This is a genomic window from Azospirillum sp. VT-I1, assembly GCF_055698305.1.
Genome location: NZ_CP168805.1, coordinates 303934 through 316832, shown reverse-complemented (window position 1 = coordinate 316832; position 12899 = coordinate 303934). Strand labels below are relative to the sequence as shown.

Sequence of the window (12899 nt, the reverse complement as noted above, 5' to 3'; positions counted from 1 at the left end):
GTAACCAAATTGGTGTTTACTTATGGATAATTCGCGCAAAGGTTTAGGGAGCAATCCTTGGGCTGGTTTTAACCGCGAATTGGACAAAGAAAAGTGAACATCCTCCGGAACACGTTACGAGCTATCTCTTTGATTGCGCTGTTGGGAAGTGGCGCTCCAGCCTTCGCTGACAGTATCGCCTCGGAAATGCCGATTGGCGCGACCTACGAGGGGAGCGTCAAAGTGTCGCGGACGCAGGTTCCTTTGCCGCCGGGAAAATGGACGGTAACAGCACTTAACGAGAGCAGTAACAATCAGTTCAACATTAATGCCACAGTTACAATGGCGAACATCGTCAACGGACGCTTGCTCGGGTACGTCTCAGTATCGACGAACGTCGATCTCGGGAGAAACGGCTGGCAAACCTATAATTTCTGCTTCCGCAAGGACATATACTTCCTTCAGTTTGATTCGGCATATCAGCGAGAGCAAGCCTGCTGGGGTATTAACCATCACATCTTCTCACCAACGGGCACTTATTCTCCGACTTATGGAAAGAATATACAACAGACATTAGCAGAGAAAGGCATCGACATGCCCAAAGTGATGATCAATACAGTGTTTCGTTTGGCAAATGAGCATTCGTATGTGAACTATGAAATTCTATTGAATCCAGAGTTCTATGGTTTCTCTTCTGCTGGAGAGAGCAATTGGGCCAGCAGCCCCTGGCACAAGGACCTCATCGCCAAGGATCCAAAACGCCGTCAATTCCTCGATCAGGTGAAGGAGCAGTACCAGGGCTTCTACCCGATCCTGAAGAGCCAGTTTCGTTGATCCGGGGGCATGCCATGACCAAAATCCTTCGGGTGGTTGCCCTGCTCATGCTGTGCCTAGCCACACAGGCATGCGCTTCGATTACGACAGGGACTACGCAGTCGGTCGTTGTCGACACCACGCCGGTCCAGCAGGCCACCTGCACGTTGCAGAACGAGAAAGGCCAATGGACCATCGTTCGCACGCCCAGTGCGGCAACGGTCTCGAAGGCTTATGGACCGCTGTCGGTGCAATGCCGGACTGAGGCCGGACATGCGGGGTCGTCGTCGGTTAACTCGACGACGGCTGGTGCCGCATTCGGCAACATCATCGCCGGCGGAATCGTTGGTGCCGCCGTCGACATGGGCTCTGGAGCCGCATACCAGTATCCGGCTCAGATCCTTGTCTCGCTGTCATTGCCGGCTGAATCATCGGCACACGTCGCAGGAGCTATGGTCTCCGCGGGACAGTCCACTCCTGCCCAGGTACTCGTCCTTTGCCGCCTCCGAAAGGTGGAAGAATACCGTGAGGAGACGTGGTGCAAAGAGGCAGGGGGCAAGGTGATTCACGTCGGCCCCCTCCAGCTACCGGTCACCGCGGTGACAGCCTCTGGCGCGTTCCCATCGGCGGGCGGACGTTCGAGCAGCGCTCCTCCCGTGCCGAGCAACGTGACCCTGGCACCTGCGGCTCCGGGGGCATCAACCGCGCCGCTGAACATAGGCACCTGCTACCTGCCGGACGGCAGCAAGGAGCCGCTGTCGAAGGATGCATGCATGGCGAAAAAGGGCTTCATCGGGGCGTGAGCGCTCTAGGAAACGCCGGACGCCGTGCGCCCGGCGTCGCCCTTCAGCGTGATCAAAGTCCTCTTCCTTAGGGATCGGTTTCACCTGAACGGCGGTGAATACAGCAATCCACCCTGGGTCCAGGGCCTGTTCTGCCCGCGCTCCATGCCGTAGGGGACGCCCAGGTTGCGGTCGAAGATCTCGCCGTAGTTCCCGACCTGCGCCAGCACCTGCAGGGCCCAGTCGTCGGGCAGGCCCAGGTTGCGGGCGGCGCTGCCGGCATGGCCCAGCATGCGGTGCAGTTCCGGATCGTCGGGGATGCGGCCGGCCTGCACGTCGGCCGACGTGACGCCCTTGGCGTCGGCCAGCACGATGGCATGGAGGACCCAGCGGGCGATGTCGTACCAGTTGCGGTCGCCCCGCGCGACATAGGGGGTCAGCGGCTCGCGCGAGATCACGTCGGGGTAGATGTGGATAGCCATCCCCGCCTTGCGGTAGCCGGCGAGCGAGGTGACCAGCACCGTGCGGTCGGTGGTCAGCAGGTCGCATTCATGGGCGAGGAAGGCCTGCAGCGCCTCGTCCAGCGTCTGGAAGGTGCGGATCGACCAGGGCAGGTCGGACTTGCGGATATGGTCCTCCAGGTTGCGGACGGTGGTGGTCGCCGTCTTGACGCAGACCGTGCGCGGCCCCAGCCGATCGAGCGGCGGCGCGGTGCCGTCGCCGTGGATGGCGAAGCCCTGGCCGTCATGCAGCAGCGGCATCAGGAACTCGATGTCGTGCGACAGGTCGCGGCTGAAGGTCCAGGTCGTGGTGGTCAGCGCGATATCGACGTCGTGCTTCTCCACCGCCTGGAATTCCTGCGGCTTCTCCGGCAGGCGGACGACGCGGATCGCCTGGGCGTTGCCCAGCGTCGCCGCGGCGAAGACGCGGCAGACATCGACCAGGAAGCCGTCCAGATGCCCTTGCGGGTCGGAAAAGGAGATGCCGCTGACACCGCTGCGCAGACCGCAGATCAGGAAGCCGCGGCCGTGGATGCGCTCCAGCGTCTCGCCGTCGTTGGCGAAAGCCGGTGAGGCCGCCACCAGCGCCAGCAGCATCCCGGCGGCGAAACGCCGGATGGTCCCGACCAGCCCCATCGCGAAATCCATCTCCCGAACCGTCCGGCGCCCATCCGCACGGCGCCCATCCGTACGGCGTCCAGCACCGGGCGGACCGCGGTCAGGCCGCCTGCTGGGCGCGCAGCGTGCCGAGCAGACTATGCAGCGAAGCGGCTTCCTCGGCCAGCGTGTTCGCCGTCAGGGTCAGGGAGCCGGCGATGTCGCCGGTGCGCGACGCCTGGGCGCTCACCCCGTCGATCAGCGCCGCCACCTCGCCGGTGTTGCCGGCGATCACGCCGACCCGGCTGCGGATGTCGGTGGAGGATTCGGTCTGGCGTGCCACCGCCTCGCCGATCAGCTCCTGCACCTCGTTGATCCGCTCGACCGAGCCGGAGATGCGGGCGAAGGTGCCGACGGTGTTCTGGATGCTGCCGTTGATGGCGCTGACCGAGCTGGCGATCTGCACCGTGGCCTTGGCGGTCTCCTCCGCCAGCTTCTTCACCTCCGCCGCCACCACGGCGAAGCCGCGCCCGGCCTCCCCGGCCGCCGCCGCCTCGATGGTGGCGTTCAGCGCCAGCAGCTTGGTCTGGTGGGCGATGCCGGTGATGACGTCGACGATGCGGCGGATCTGCTCGGTGTTCTCGCCCAGCTGGTCGACCACGCCGCGGGCGGCGGTCAGCTCGCCCAGCGTGGCGCCGACCACCCCCGCCGCCTCGGTCGCGAGGCTGGAGACGCTGCCGATGGTGTCCATCAGCACCTCCGCGCTGCCGGTGCAGGTGTTGGCGTTACGGTTGCTCTCGGCGACGAAGCTGCCGGCGCTGACCGTGCTGTCGATGGTGCCGGCCGATTCCCGGCGCAGCGCGTCGGCCAGCTCGCGCAGCTGGCCCGACTGGGTGGCGACGCCGGACGCCACCTGATGCACGTCCTCCATCAACTGGCGGGCGAGGGCGGCCGAGCGCATCTGCTCCGTCACGTCGGTCCAGGACAGTGTCTTGCCCAGCACGTTGCCCTGGTCGTCGAACACGGTGTCGACATGGGCCTCCACCGTCGTCTCGCCCACGGTCAGGGTGCGGCGCGGGATCGGCGGGCGGGCGGGGTCGGTGCATTCGGCGGTGAAGCCCGGCCCCTGGGCCAGCAGGTCGGGACCGGCCGGGTCGATGCCGTGCGCCTCGCAGAAGGCGCGGGCGGCCGGGTTGACGAAACCGACCTGTCCATTCGTGCGCAGGAGAGCCGTCGGCACCGGGCTGCTGTCGACCATCCGCTTCATCAGCAGCACCTGCTCCACGCTGCCGCGCAGGCCGCGCAGCGCCGTTCCCATCACCGCCAGCTCGTCGCGGCCGGTGCGCGGCACCTCGATGGACAGGTCGCCGGCGGCGATCTGCTCCATGGCGCGGGCGAACTTGCGCAGGTTGGCGAAGACGGCGACGCGCAGAAGCAGGGCCGCGGCAATGGCGACGGCCAGCGCGAAGGCGGCGACCATCTTCAGCGCGTCGTTGCGCAGCGCCTCGGTGGCGCCGACGAACTCGGCGACGTCGCGAGAGATCTCCGCCGTCGCCCAGGGCAGCCCGCCGTCGCCGCCGAGCGCCACCGTGGTGCTGGAGATCTGCGCATGGTCGGACGGTGCGCTGCCCTTGGATTCGAACAGAACGGTGCCCTTGCCGTCGGTGAAGCGGATGTCGGCGTCCAGTACGGCGCCGAGGCTGGCGAGCGCGGGCAGCGGATCGGTCACCACCTCCAGGAAGCCCAGGACGCGGAAGCCGCCGATGGGAACGATCATGCTGTAGAGCGGCCGGCCCTGGCCGTCGCGCCACAGAAGGCTGGCCGGGCGGCGCTTGTCGGCGAGGTCGCGGGACTTCAGCGCCTCGAACAGCGGGGCGACGGTGGCGACGCTGTCCTGCTCACCGCCGGTGGCGGCGATCCGCTTCATCTCGGGATCGAACACGGCGACCGAGACCAGCCGGACCTCGCGGTCGACCACCACCGGGCGGGAATTGATGTTCTTCAGCGCCAGCGTCGTCTTGGCCGGATCATTCTGGTTGATGCTGTCGACCAGGAAGGAGTCGCGGCTCCACTCGTTGGCGTGGTTCTGCAGCCATTCCGTGTAGTTCTTGCGGATGCGGTCGTTGGACAGCACCCGCAGGGTGGCCGCGGCGCTGCTGTTGAAGGTGGCGAGCGCGAAGTCGGTGTAGCGTTGCGACACCCAGGCCTGGCTGGCGATCAGCGCCGCCACCAGCACGCCGACCACCGACACCATGGCGCGGCGCAGGGTCCAGAACCGGTACCGGGCGCCGGTGTCGTCCAGGGTGCCGCCCGCCGTCTTCGAGATTGTCGTCATGCCCAAAACCCCCGCCGCCACAAAAACGGTTTCACGGATTGCTACGCGCACATCGTCGCAGGGCCCTTTGAACGGTTTAGCGTCCAAATGTGAACAGCTCGTGTCTTTTCTTTTGCATTTGAGACAAGCGGAGCCGACGCGGACAAAGGATGAGACGGCTTTTTCGCCGGTTCGACGGCCTATGACTTTCCGGAAAGAGAATGGGGCAAGACGAGACTCAACCGTCTGTGGTGCGTTGACTTCGGAATAGGCTGCCGGCCTCGGGAGTTGCATAAAAATAGGGCCACGGGACCGTGCGATTTTTTCGCATGTCCCGTGGCCCAGGCTGCCGAGCGCGTGGCCGCCGCGAGACTGCTGCGACGGGGGAGTTTGCTCGGGGTAGGCAGACTGTCGCCCTCTCCCGGCCCGGGAGAGGGAGGGGACCCGCGCCGGAGGCGTGGGGAGGGTGAGGGGCTATCCGGACATGGATTTCTGATCCTTGTCTCACCCCTCACCCTTCCCATGGCGATGCCATGGGCCCCTTCCCTCTCCCGGGGCGGGAGAGGGAGTGTTTACCCGTCTTGCGTGACGTCGCCGGCGAACAGGTAGCCCGTGCCGTGGACGGTCACGATCAGCCTCGGGTCGGCCGGGTCGGTCTCGATCAGGCGGCGCAGGCGGCGGACCAGGCTGTCGATGGTGCGGTCGGTCGCGTCCGTCTTCCGCCGGGTCGTCGCCGTCAGCAGATAGTCGCGGTTCATCACCCGGCCGGGGTTGCAGACGAAGGTCGACAGCAGCTCGAACTCCGCACCCGTCAGCCGCACCGGATTGCCCTGCGGGTCGGTCAGGCGCATGCGGTCCAGCCACAGCGTCCAGCCGGCGAAGCGGCGCTGGCGGTCGTCGCGCTGGTCGCCCGGCGCCTTCAGCCGGCGCAGCAGGTTCCGCACCCGGGCCAGGATCTCGCGCGGCTCGAACGGCTTCGCGATGTAGTCGTCGGCTCCCATCTCCAGCCCGATGATGCGGTCCAGCTTCTCCGCCCGGCTGCTGACCAGGATGATGCCGATCTCCGACACCGCGCGAAGTTCGCGGGTCAGGGTCAGCCCGTCCTGGCGCGGCAGCCGGATGTCGAGCAGCACGACGTCCACCGCGCTGGCCGCCAGCAGGTCCTTCAGCTCTTCCGCACTCCGGGCCAGCAGGACGTCGAAGCCCTCGTCCGTCAGGTAGGACTTCAGCGTCTCGCGCGTCACCGCGTCGTCGTCGGTGATGGCAATGGTCGCCGGCATGGCCGTCTCGTCCGCCTTTTCCTCGCCCCGCCTTGCCGGCGGGTCCGCCTCAATGTTCCAGAATCTGGCCCAGGAACTGGCGGGTGCGCTCGCTTTTCGGGTTCTCGAAGAATTCGGCCGGCGACCCGCTCTCGATGATCGAGCCCTCGGCCATGAAGACAATAGAGTCCGCGACCTGCCGGGCGAAGCCCATTTCGTGGGTGACGCAGACCATGGTCATGCCCTCGCCCGCCAGTTCCGTCATGACGTCCAGCACCTCCTTGACCATTTCGGGGTCCAGCGCCGAGGTCGGCTCGTCGAACAGCATGATTTCGGGGCGCATGCACAGCGCGCGGGCGATGGCGACGCGCTGCTGCTGGCCGCCGGACAGCTGGCCGGGGAACTTGTGCGCCTGGTCGGGGATGCGCACCCGCTTCAGGTACATCATGGCGATTTCCTCGATCTCGGACTTCGCCATGCCGCGGACCCAGATGGGGGCCAGCGTCAGGTTCTGCAGAACGGTCAGGTGCGGGAACAGGTTGAAGTTCTGAAACACCATGCCGACCTTGCGGCGGATCTTCTCCACCGCCTTCACGTCGTCGGTCAGCTCGATGCCGTCGACGATGATGTGGCCGGTCTGGTGCGCCTCGAGCCGGTTGATGCAGCGGATCATCGTCGACTTGCCCGAGCCCGAGGGGCCGCAGACGACGACCTTCTCGCCCTTGCCGATGCTGAGGCTGACGTCGCGCAGCGCGTGGTAGCTGTTGTACCACTTGCCGACCTTGCGGAGTTCGATGATGGCGTTCTCGGTCATGTGTCGGTCTCCCAGAAGGCCGGTCAGCGGCGGGTGTAGCGGTTGGCCAGACGCTCCAGCCACTGGCTGTAGCGGGACATGCTGAAGCAGAAGAGCCAGAAGATCATGCCGGCGAAGACGTAGACCTCGGCGAAGTAGGGGCGCCATTCGGGGTCGGTCGTCGCCACGGTGGCGGCGGTCAGCAGGTCGTACAGGCCGACGATGGTGACCAGCGAGGTGTCCTTGAAGCAGCTGATGAACTGGTTGACGATCGGCGGGATGACGATGCGCAGCGCCTGCGGCAGGACGATCAGCCGGGTCTTCTGCCAATAGGACAGGCCGAGCGCGTCGGCGGCCTCGTACTGGCCCTTGGGGATCGCCTGCAGGCCGCCGCGCACGGCTTCGGCCAGATAGGCCGCGGTGAACAGGGTCAGGCCGGCCAGTGCACGCAGCAGCTTGTCCACCGTCACGCCTTCCGGCAGGAACAGCGGGAACATGACCGATGCCATGAACAGCACGCTGACCAGCGGCACGCCGCGCATCAGCTCGATGAAACCGATGCAGAAGGTGCGGATAGCCGGCAGCGACGACTGGCGGCCGAGAGCCAGCAGGATCGACAGCGGGAAGGCCAGCGCGATGGCGAAGACCGACAGCATCAGCGTGATCGGCAGGCCGCCCCAGCGGTCGTTGGCGACATAGGTCAGGCCGAGGACGCCGCCCCACATCAGCACGCCCATGGCGACCAGGACCAGCGCCCAGGCGACGGCCAGCCCGGGCCGCCAGAACGCGCGCACGCCGCTGACGCCCAGCATCGCCACGAACAGGCCGCAGGCCAGGAAGGGGCGCCACTGCTCCTCGTAGGGATAGGTGCCGAAGAAGATCAGCCGGTGCTTGACCGCGATGATCGACCAGCAGGCGCCGGCCGCCTCGCGGCAGGCCTCCGACGATCCGCTCCACACCGCGTTCAGCAGCAGCCAGTTCACCATCGGCGGCACGGAGAACCACAGGATGGCGAGGCAGACGACGGTCAGGCCCGTGTTCAGCGGCGTGTTGAACAGGTTGGCCTTGGCCCAGTTGACCGGCGCCCAGCCCAGCGGCTTCAGCGCGGTGACGCCATTGGGCTGCGGCGGGACGGAGGCCTGCGACGGCTCCTCCTCATAGGAGGCGGCCCAGGCGGTGGGGTTGGTCGGGACTTCCTTGCTCATCGCGTCACCAGGGCCACTCGGCGGTTGTACCAGTTCATGAAGCCGGCGATGCACAGGCTGATGACGAGATAGACCGCCATCATCATCGCCACCGCCTCCACCACCTGGCCGGTCTGGTTGGCCGAGGTGTTGGTGACGCTGACCAGGTCGGGATAGCCGATGGCGACGGCCAGCGAGCTGTTCTTGGTCAGGTTCAGGTATTGGCTGGTCAGCGGCGGCACGATCACCCGCAGCGCCTGCGGCAGGATGACGAGCCGCAGGATCTGCACCGGCGACAGGCCCAGCGCCAGACCGGCCTCGGTCTGGCCGTGCGGCACGGCGAGGATGCCGGAGCGCACGATCTCGGCGATGAAGCCGGCGGTGTAGACCGACAGGCCGATCAGCAGCGCGGTGAATTCGGGGGTGACCGACCCGCCGCCTTCGAAGTTGAAGCCGGCCAGTGCCGGAACGTCGAAGGCCAGCGGCGCGCCGGTGGCGACGAACACCGCGACCGGCGGCAGCACCACCGCGGCGATGGCCGCCGGCAGGGTGGGGAAGGGCTTGCCGGTCGCCTCGCGGTGGCGGCGGCCGTAGCGGACGATGGCGACCGCGGCGGCGATGCCCGCCAGCAGGGCCAGGAAGGCCCAGCCATGGCCGGGATGCTCGACCAGCACCGGGAACTTCATGCCGCGGTTGCTGAGGAAGACGTGGGGGACCACCTCCAGCGCCTCGCGCGGGCTCGGCAGCCGGTTCATGATTGTGTACCAGACCACCAGCTGCAGCAGCAGCGGCACGTTGCGCACCGTCTCGACGAAGACGGCGGCGAAGCGGCCGACCATCCAGTTCGACGACAGCCGCGCCACGCCGATGGCGACGCCCAGCACGGTCGCCAGCACCACGGCGGCGGCCGACACCGACAGCGTGTTCAGGAGGCCGACGACCAGCGCCCGCAGATAGGTGTCGGACGCGGCGTAGCTCATCAGGCTCTCGCCGATCTCGAATCCGGCTTCGCGCTCGAGGAAGCCGAAGCCGGTGGCGACGCCACGGTTGGCGAGGTTGGTCAGCGTGTTGGAGACGAGATACCCGGCGACGGCGAGGGCGCCGGCCAGGAACAGCCCCTGGTACAGCCACCCCCGCACGCGCGCGGAGTTCAGCGCCTGGATCAGGTTGGTCATGGTGATGCTCCGTGCGGGGGATAAAAGCCCTCTCCCGTCCCGGGAGAGGGAGGGGACCCGCGCCAAAGGCGTGGGGAGGGTGAGGGGTGATCCGGACATGGATTCCTGATCCTTGCCTCACCCCTCACCCTTCCCGCTTCGCGGGCCCCTTCCCTCTCCCGGGACGGGAGAGGGAGGCCTCCCTTACTTCATCGGCGGGGCGTACATCATGCCGCCTTCGGTGTAGAGGGCGTTCTGGCCGCGCGGCATCTTCAGCTTGGAGCCGGCGCCGACGTTGCGCTCATAGCTCTGGCCGTAGTTGCCGACCTGCTTGATGATGTTGAACGCCCAGTTCTCTTCCACGCCCAGCGCCTTGCCGTTGCCGGCGGTCACGCCCAGCAGGCGCTTCACGTCCGGATCGGGGGAGGTCATGGCGCTGTCGACGGTCTCCGACGTGATGCCCTTCTCCTCGGCCTGGACCATGGCGTAGAAGGCCCAGGTCACCAGGTTCGCCCACTCCTCGTCGCCCTGGCGGATGGCCGGGGACAGCGGCTCCTTGGAGATCAGCTCCGGCAGGATGACGTAGTCGGCCGGGTTCGGCGTCTCGGCGGCGCGGATGGCGGCCAGCTGCGAGGCGTCGGAGGTCAGGGCGTCGCAACGGCCGCTGAAGAAGGCCTTGTGCAGCTCCTCGTTCTTCTCGATGACGACCGGCTTGAAGGTCATCTTGTTGGCGCGGAAGAAGTCGGCGACGTTCTGCTCGGTGGTGGTGCCGGGCAGGACGCAGACGGTGGCGCCGTTCAGCTGCTTGGCGCTCTTCAGGCCCAGCTTGGCCGACACCATGAAGCCCTGGCCGTCATAGTAGTTGGTCGGCGCGAAGTTCAGGCCGTTGGCGGTGTCGCGGGTCAGGGTGCGGGTGGTGTTGCGGGCGAGGATGTCGATCTCGCCGGACTGCAGGGCCGGCAGGCGCTGCTGCGCCGACAGCGGGGTGTACTTCACCTTTTCGGCATCGCCGAACATGGCGGCGGCGACGGCGCGGCAGACGTCGACGTCCAGGCCCGACCACTTGCCCTTGTCGTCCGGCGACGAGAAGCCGTAGAGGCCCAGATTGACGCCGCACTGGACATAGCCCTTCTGCTTCACGCCGTCGAAGGTGGCGCCGGCCTGGGCGGTGCCGGACAGGGCGAGGGCGGAGACGGACAGGGTGGCCGCGACGGCGAGCGCGCCCAGATGGGACTTCATGGCACGGGTCTTCACGGGGCGTGTTCCTTCAGCCTTGTTCATTCGGGGGGCGCCGGGGCGGGGCATGGTCCCGGCCGCCGCGCATGCCCGACAATCGCTCAGCGGATTGAACAAAGTGCCCCCCGCGCTTGAACGGATGTGGGGGAGATGTGAACAGCTTTGGACAAATCGCCTCTTCGGCGGCGAAGCCGGCGGGACGCCCTCGCCCGACACTGGTCACGGGGGCGGGTGTGGAATTTTCGTGCGTTGTAGGCGTACGAACCCTACAAGCGCCGGGTGTCGGTGATATGTTGGCGCTGGGGGTCGCGGGAACGGGATGTCGATGGGGTCGGATCGGACTGTCTGGCGGCGTGTGGCGCGCTTTTCGCTGCTGCGGCGCGGTCCCGCCCTGCGCTATGGCGCGGGACTGCTGACCTTCGCCGTTGCCCTGCTGCTGCGCTGGGCCGTCGACGGCGTCCTTCCGTCCGGCTTCCCCTATCTCACCTTCTTCCCCGCGGTGATCCTGACCACCTTCGTCGTCGGGCTGGGGCCGGGGGTGATGACCGCCGTTCTGTGCGGGCTGGCGGCCTGGTACTTCTTCATTCCGCCTTACGAGACCTTCGCGCTGAATGCCTCCAGCGGGCTGGCGCTGGCCTTCTATGCGGCGATCGTCACCGTGGACATCGCGCTGATCCACGGCATGCAGGTGACGCTGGCCCGCCTGCACGAGGAGCGCAGCCGCACTGCCTCGCTGCTGGAGGCGCAGACCACCATGTTCCACGAGCTGCAGCACCGCGTCGCCAACAACATGCAGTTCGTCTCCTCGCTCCTCGACCTGCAAAGGCGGTCGGTCGGCCGGTCGCCGGAAGGGGCGATGGCGGCGCTGGAGGAGGCGGGGCGGCGGCTCGACACCATGGCGCGGGTGCACCGGCGCCTGCACGATCCGCGCTCCGGCGACGATTTCGGCCGCCATATCGAAGGGCTGTGCCAGGACATGCTGCAGGCGGCCGGCACGCCCGACGTCACCTGCCGCGTCTCGGTGGGGGCGGCGCCGCAGTCGCCCGAACGGCTGCTGGCGCTGGCGCTGCTGATCGTGGAGGCTTTGACCAACGCGCTGAAGCACGCCTTCGTCGGCCGCGACGGCGGCGTCGTCACCATCGAGCTGCATGCCGTGCCGGACCATCCCGGCCACCTGCACCTGCGGGTGACCGACGACGGCGTCGGCCTGCCGGAGGGGGTGGACGTGCTTCGCCTGCCCAGCCTGGGCTGGAAGATCATCCAGAGCCTCGCCGCCCAGCTGTCCGGCCAGCTGAGCTACGGCGCCGCCGACGGCGCCGGCACGCGGATCGACCTGCGCTTTCCCGCCTGAGCCGGCGCTTGTCCCGCCGGTGCTTGTCCCGCCGGTGTTTGTCCCGATGTCCATTACGGCTTTTCCGCCGCCGCGGGACGAACTATCTGTGATCCTGCCGGTTTGCAGCGGGGACCGGCCGGAGACAGGGGCCAGAGATAGGGGGAGGGAAGCTAATGGCGACGCTGAAGGAGTTCGAGGACGCGCTGAAGGCGGCGGGCAACACGGCGGCGCTGGAGATCCTGGAGTCCCTGAGGGCGCGCGACCGCAGCCAGCGCTCCATCCGCCCGGCCCGGCGCCTGACCGGACGCAAGATGACGCCCGAGCTGGCCGCCGAGATCCTGCATCTGCACGAGACCACGAACATGACCCAGCAGGAGATCGCCTTCCAGTTGGGGGTGAACCAGGGCCGCGTGAACGAGGTCATCAAGCGCCGCAAATGGCTGACCGACGACCCCGAGGCGCCTGAAGCCCAGGCCCGCGACAAGGGCAAGCAGCGCGCCAAGGAAGGCGTCGGCGTCGCCCCGCGCCGGCCGTCCAGGAAGAAGGCCGCGAAGCCGGAGGCGGAGGCAGCGCCCGAAATTGCGCCGGTGGCCGCGCCGCCCGTGGAGTCGGTGGTGGAAGCGGCGCCGGAGATTGCCGCCGCGCCGGAGCCCGAGCCCGCTCCGCCGCAGGAGGTGCCGGAGCCGGCGGCCGAACTCCCCATGCCGATGGCGGCCCCGGAACTGCCGGTGGAGCAGCCCGCCAAGGCCGAGGACAAGCCGAAACGCAAGTCCGCCCCGCGCAAGCAGGGCAAGGCCCCGAAAGCGCCGGAGATGCCGCTGTTCAAGGATCTGCTGTAGGCACGAATGCCCTCTCCCGCCCCGGGAGAGGGAATTGTCTTTCACCCCCGAGCCATGCCCGTCGCTCATTTCGCATCTGCGGAATTGAGGGCCTGCGGCGGATTGCCTCAGCGGGG

At 67.3% G+C, this 12899-nt stretch carries 11 protein-coding genes; 4 read left to right on the top strand and 7 right to left on the bottom strand.

Going from position 1 to position 12899, the window contains the following annotated elements:
• Positions 1 to 93 precede the first annotated feature (93 nt).
• Together AB8P05_RS27155 and AB8P05_RS27150 are read left to right on the top strand one after the other, a co-directional pair.
• Entirely contained in the window at positions 94 to 813 is a 720-nt protein-coding gene (locus AB8P05_RS27155; RefSeq protein ID WP_472761201.1) for a hypothetical protein, read from the top strand.
• A 14-nt stretch (positions 814 to 827) separates the two neighbouring features.
• Complete coding sequence (locus AB8P05_RS27150) at positions 828 to 1595, top strand: hypothetical protein (RefSeq protein WP_472761200.1); 768 nt, start codon at positions 828 to 830, stop codon at positions 1593 to 1595.
• An 80-nt stretch (positions 1596 to 1675) separates the two neighbouring features.
• Here the strand turns inward: AB8P05_RS27150 and AB8P05_RS27145 are convergent, their stop codons facing one another.
• The 7 genes from AB8P05_RS27145 to AB8P05_RS27115 form a co-directional block, all read right to left on the bottom strand.
• Complete coding sequence (locus AB8P05_RS27145) at positions 1676 to 2722, bottom strand: amino acid ABC transporter substrate-binding protein (protein WP_455175509.1); 1047 nt, start codon at positions 2720 to 2722, stop codon at positions 1676 to 1678.
• 70 nt (positions 2723 to 2792) lie between these two features.
• Positions 2793 to 5006, bottom strand: coding sequence for a methyl-accepting chemotaxis protein (locus AB8P05_RS27140; protein ID WP_472761613.1), 2214 nt, complete (start codon positions 5004 to 5006; stop codon positions 2793 to 2795).
• A gap of 551 nt (positions 5007 to 5557) precedes the next feature.
• Positions 5558 to 6265 (bottom strand): response regulator, encoded by a 708-nt coding sequence (locus tag AB8P05_RS27135; protein WP_455175507.1) that lies wholly within the window; start codon positions 6263 to 6265, stop codon positions 5558 to 5560.
• A gap of 49 nt (positions 6266 to 6314) precedes the next feature.
• Positions 6315 to 7058, bottom strand: coding sequence for an amino acid ABC transporter ATP-binding protein (locus AB8P05_RS27130; protein WP_472761612.1), 744 nt, complete (start codon positions 7056 to 7058; stop codon positions 6315 to 6317).
• 23 nt (positions 7059 to 7081) lie between these two features.
• A complete protein-coding gene (locus AB8P05_RS27125; RefSeq protein WP_472761611.1) occupies positions 7082 to 8242 on the bottom strand; it encodes an amino acid ABC transporter permease in 1161 nt (386 codons plus the stop codon).
• Positions 8239 to 9396 carry an amino acid ABC transporter permease gene (locus AB8P05_RS27120; protein WP_472761610.1) on the bottom strand — a complete coding sequence of 386 codons (1158 nt, stop codon included), beginning with the start codon at positions 9394 to 9396 and terminating at the stop codon, positions 8239 to 8241. Before AB8P05_RS27120 ends, AB8P05_RS27125 begins: the two co-directional genes overlap by 4 nt.
• 183 nt (positions 9397 to 9579) lie before the next feature.
• Positions 9580 to 10614, bottom strand: coding sequence for an amino acid ABC transporter substrate-binding protein (locus tag AB8P05_RS27115; RefSeq protein ID WP_455175685.1), 1035 nt, complete (start codon positions 10612 to 10614; stop codon positions 9580 to 9582).
• 322 nt (positions 10615 to 10936) lie between these two features.
• Between AB8P05_RS27115 and AB8P05_RS27110 the strand changes: the two genes are divergently transcribed.
• Positions 10937 to 11962: a sensor histidine kinase gene (locus tag AB8P05_RS27110; protein WP_472761609.1), complete on the top strand. Its 1026-nt coding sequence runs from the start codon at positions 10937 to 10939 to the stop codon at positions 11960 to 11962.
• A gap of 155 nt (positions 11963 to 12117) precedes the next feature.
• A complete protein-coding gene (locus tag AB8P05_RS27105; RefSeq protein ID WP_472761608.1) occupies positions 12118 to 12783 on the top strand; it encodes a hypothetical protein in 666 nt (221 codons plus the stop codon).
• Positions 12784 to 12899: the final 116 nt, after the last annotated feature.

Excerpts from the sequence above, each read along its gene's own strand:
- AB8P05_RS27120 (WP_472761610.1), bottom strand. The coding sequence starts at position 9,396 with ATGACCAACCTGATCCAGGCGCTGAACTCCGCGCGCGTGCGGGGGTGG.
- AB8P05_RS27150 (WP_472761200.1), top strand. The coding sequence starts at position 828 with ATGACCAAAATCCTTCGGGTGGTTGCCCTGCTCATGCTGTGCCTAGCC.
- AB8P05_RS27130 (WP_472761612.1), bottom strand. The coding sequence starts at position 7,058 with ATGACCGAGAACGCCATCATCGAACTCCGCAAGGTCGGCAAGTGGTAC.
- AB8P05_RS27115 (WP_455175685.1), bottom strand. The coding sequence starts at position 10,614 with ATGAAGTCCCATCTGGGCGCGCTCGCCGTCGCGGCCACCCTGTCCGTC.
- AB8P05_RS27125 (WP_472761611.1), bottom strand. The coding sequence starts at position 8,242 with ATGAGCAAGGAAGTCCCGACCAACCCCACCGCCTGGGCCGCCTCCTAT.
- AB8P05_RS27145 (WP_455175509.1), bottom strand. The coding sequence starts at position 2,722 with ATGGATTTCGCGATGGGGCTGGTCGGGACCATCCGGCGTTTCGCCGCC.
- AB8P05_RS27140 (WP_472761613.1), bottom strand. The coding sequence starts at position 5,006 with ATGACGACAATCTCGAAGACGGCGGGCGGCACCCTGGACGACACCGGC.
- AB8P05_RS27105 (WP_472761608.1), top strand. The coding sequence starts at position 12,118 with ATGGCGACGCTGAAGGAGTTCGAGGACGCGCTGAAGGCGGCGGGCAAC.
- AB8P05_RS27135 (WP_455175507.1), bottom strand. The coding sequence starts at position 6,265 with ATGCCGGCGACCATTGCCATCACCGACGACGACGCGGTGACGCGCGAG.
- AB8P05_RS27110 (WP_472761609.1), top strand. The coding sequence starts at position 10,937 with ATGGGGTCGGATCGGACTGTCTGGCGGCGTGTGGCGCGCTTTTCGCTG.